This is a genomic window from Hyunsoonleella sp. 2307UL5-6 (assembly GCF_047345485.1).
Taxonomy (GTDB): Bacteria; Bacteroidota; Bacteroidia; order Flavobacteriales; family Flavobacteriaceae; genus Jejuia.
This window is the reverse complement of sequence record NZ_JBLFEN010000020.1, coordinates 1-3,786: the sequence shown is the minus strand read 5'-3', so window position 1 is coordinate 3,786 and position 3,786 is coordinate 1. Positions and strand designations below refer to the sequence as shown.

Below are 3,786 nucleotides of genomic sequence, written 5' to 3'. Positions count from 1 at the left end.
CAATGTGTAAAAAAAATACTATTTTTGTGACTTACATTGATAAAGTACTCGTTTGCTTGCTTACGATTTTCCTTCGGAAAATCGCTGCTCACAAACCCGTACTTTGTTTACACTAAAACGTTGCCAGTAATTACCAAAAATGACGAAAGGAATTTTAATAAACGATTTAGAATTGGGATATGCACCTTTGAGTGCTTTTCATTTTGCTCGCTTTATGACTGACAAAGAATTCCACAGTAATGTTTTTGATAGTCATATTTATGTTATCGCTCAACGAAAGGAAATCACTTTTAGCAATTTTTTTTATTGGGAAAAAGAATTAGAATTGAGTTTTGACATTGAGCAAGAGGATAATACAAATGTTATTCGATGTAGATTACCGTTTCTTCAAGAAAATATAGCAAAAGATTTAACAAACTCGATAGAACTAAGACTTCATAATAGAAAAAGCACGCCAACTAAAAAAGTAGGTCCACCTTTTAAAGGAACTCAAGCTTTCACAATTCAGTCAACAAATCCCTCTACTGGAAAAACTAAAATGTTGGCTCAATATACACCTGACAAATTATTTCAAAATTATTGGAAAGGACACGTCAAAGCTAAATTTACTGGCGACTATTCAGAAATGTTAGAATATAATGTTCACTACGTTGGTAAATCTACAGAGCAAAATATTTGCGAAAGGCTGTCTGGACATTCTACATTTCAAGAGATACTGACTTTTCAAGATTCATTGTCTTTTAAGAATATTCCGTCAAACGAGATAATGGTTTTGTTATTTAGAATTAAAGATAATAACACAGTTGTTAAATGGGGAGATGATGCAAGTTCTGAAGAAATTTCCAATTATCTTACAGACTATATATTACCTTCTGACAAAAAATTATCCTTAGATGCGGAAAAAGCATTAATAAAACATTTACAGCCAGAATATAACAGAATTTTATATAAATCGTTTCCAAATAAAACCGATTTAGTTAACGAAGATTATCACAGTCTAATTTTATATGGTTTAACTGACCCAATTAAATTGAATTATAAAAATGGCGAATTTAAAGGCAATAAAGATTGGGGAGAAAGAGATTACATATCAGTAGAGCGAAAATAACTACTGGCAACAACGTATATAGCTCATAGCTAGATAGTTGCTTAATCGAAGTTAAGGTATATTTGGAAAGTCGCCAAATTTTTAAATTTGACGATTTTCCAATAAAAAATAAATAGTAAAATTTAAAAATCTGGCTTGTGCTAAATCCGAAAATAATTTTATAATTTGCACGCTACGAGCCATATACAGAGACGTTGGTGTCAATAGTGCGTTTTTTATATCAGCTAACATAGCGGAATTTTATAAAGGTAGATTTATGGCGGAATAACCGCTCCCCTTTTACTATGAAATAACTCGGGTTGGTCTCTTTTCCAAGCAATTGTCGGTGGAAAGTTTGCCAAGTCTCTGGTTAGCACTAAAAACAGTGTTTTTTGCTCATTATGCCCTTGGGGTTTGCGGTTGTTTTGCGCTATTCCGTAATTGCACTTAATACTGGCGCACTACTTAAAACCAACAATGTGTAAAAAAAATACTATTTTTGTGGCTTACATTTATAAAGTACTCGTTTGCTTGCTTACGATTTTCCTTCGGAAAATCGCTGCCCACAAACCCGTACTTTGTTTACACTAAAACGTTAGGCAACATTTGAATGAACATTCGTAAAAACATCATATTATCGATTCTAACTTTAGTTTGTGGATTGTCTTTTGGGCAAACCGCAACTGAATTGAGAATATCTGAACTAATTGAAAAACTGAATTGGGAAACGATACCAATTGATTGCAATTACACTTTAGTTCTTAAAGAATATGATTCTATTGCTAACGAACTTGTTGAAATTGGAAAACAAGCTAACGAACAACTTTTAAATCAATTACCAAATCCAGAAAAATCAATAGGAATTCATATAATTCTTACTCGAATTAATGATTCAAGTATATATGAAAAAGTTGGACTTGGAACAAAATACATTTATCAAAACTGTGATGAATTAATTGGTTGGCACCACGTTTATAATGGAATAGTTTGGGAATGGTTTGAAGAAAAAGGGCAAACAATATCTGAATCTGAATTAAAGAAACTAACTGAATACTGGAAAAGCAAACTTACTGGAAATGGAGAATTAACTCTCGATGACAGCGAAGCAATTTTCAGTTCGTTGACAGAATCCGACAATGAAAAATATCCTTGTATTGACAATAGAAATTATGAAAATAATTCAGTCAACATAAATATTCAAGAATTATACTCTCTTTTGGGTAAATCAAATAAAAGCAAAGAAATTAATAACGTGATGAATAGATTGGGTAACGATTCTATCCACAGTTATTATAAAGATTCCTACTTCATTAACTACGATACCGATGGACTTTCCTTTAAGTTTAAAAAGGATAGCACGTTATACTGTGTTTTTCTGGAGAAAGAATACAAAGGAACTTTTTGGAACGGAATTACATTAAAGGATAAAAAAAAGAAAATTAGGAATAAGATAAAACCAGCAAAAAGTGAAAAATTTGGTGGAGGAATGGAGAATTATTGGTACACTGAACCTAAATTTCAGATACAATTTTATTCAGACGATAGAATAAAATACATAATGTTTAATAAATAAAAAAACGTTGCCTAACAATGGCTATAAGTAATTGCTTGTTCTCGCCTACTTTGGAAATTCCTCGCGGATTTTCAGTTTGGTGTGTACTTGCAAAGTTAAGTGCTAAACTACGCAACTACTCATAGCCGAGACCGTTGTACACTATTTGACAGAATGTTTAAACTATTTAGAAAAAAGAAGAAAATTGGATGTCCAGTCTGTCACGAAAAAAATACAGTTGGATTCGGAACTGACTATTTAGAATCCAAATTTGATTCACGGATTGAATTAGAGGAAAAAATAGGCAACATTCAAACCTACAAGTGTTCTGTTTGTAAATCTGACTTTTACAAAGAAGGAGAAATGTTTCAAAAATTTGCAAGTGGACAAATAAAAACATTAAAAGAATTCAACACTCTTAATCTAGAATTGAGTGATAAACTAAAATCTGAATTAAACTCGATTGGATTAACAGATGATTGGAATATGAATAAAATAGCACCAGCGAAAGTTCGGCTTAAAAATGGAGAGACCTATGATTTTGCGACAATTCGAATTTCTAAAAATCCACCAATCGGCTATTATTTTGACCATTTTAAAAAAGTGATATTTATTGACAAGGTAGAGTCGATAGAAAAAAGTGAATTTGGTTTATCTAAAGAAATTAGAGAGAAAGCAAAAAATGCGGAAGAAAGACGAATGGGATTTTACCCAACCGTTCTTGAAACGAATAACGGAAAGAAAGTTGTCATTAACGGACAATCACTTTTTTTTAGGAATGAAGAAATCAAAGGTGCTGATTTAAAACTTGAAAATGAATCTTGGAACCATCGAGCTAAATATACTTATGAAGACAAGATTGATGAACAAGTTATAATAGTATCAAAAAAATAAAAAAACAGTGTACAACAATGGCTATAAGTAATTGCTTGTTCTCGCCTACTTCTGAAAATCCTTGCGGATTTTCAGTTTGGTGTGTACTTGCAAAGTTATGTGCTAAACCACGCAACTACTCATAGCCGAGACCGTTGGTGTCAATAGTGCGTTTTTTATATCAGCTAACATAGCGGAATTTTATAAAGGTAGATTTATGGCGGAATAACCGCTCCCCTTTTACTATGAAATAACTCGGGTTGGTCTCTTTTCC

The 3,786-nt window shown here is 32.1% G+C and carries 3 protein-coding genes; all 3 read left to right on the top strand.

Going from position 1 to position 3,786, the window contains the following annotated elements; translation table 11 throughout:
• Positions 1-139 precede the first annotated feature (139 nt).
• Positions 140-1,108: a hypothetical protein gene (locus ACKGJY_RS15410; protein ID WP_413974792.1), complete on the top strand. Its 969-nt coding sequence runs from the start codon at positions 140-142 to the stop codon at positions 1,106-1,108.
• Positions 1,109-1,697: 589 nt separating this feature from the next.
• Positions 1,698-2,660, top strand: a complete 963-nt coding sequence (locus ACKGJY_RS15405) for a hypothetical protein (protein WP_413974791.1) — start codon at positions 1,698-1,700, stop codon at positions 2,658-2,660.
• A gap of 153 nt (positions 2,661-2,813) precedes the next feature.
• Complete coding sequence (locus ACKGJY_RS15400) at positions 2,814-3,533, top strand: hypothetical protein (protein WP_413974790.1); 720 nt, start codon at positions 2,814-2,816, stop codon at positions 3,531-3,533.
• The last annotated feature ends 253 nt before the right edge of the window (positions 3,534-3,786 follow it).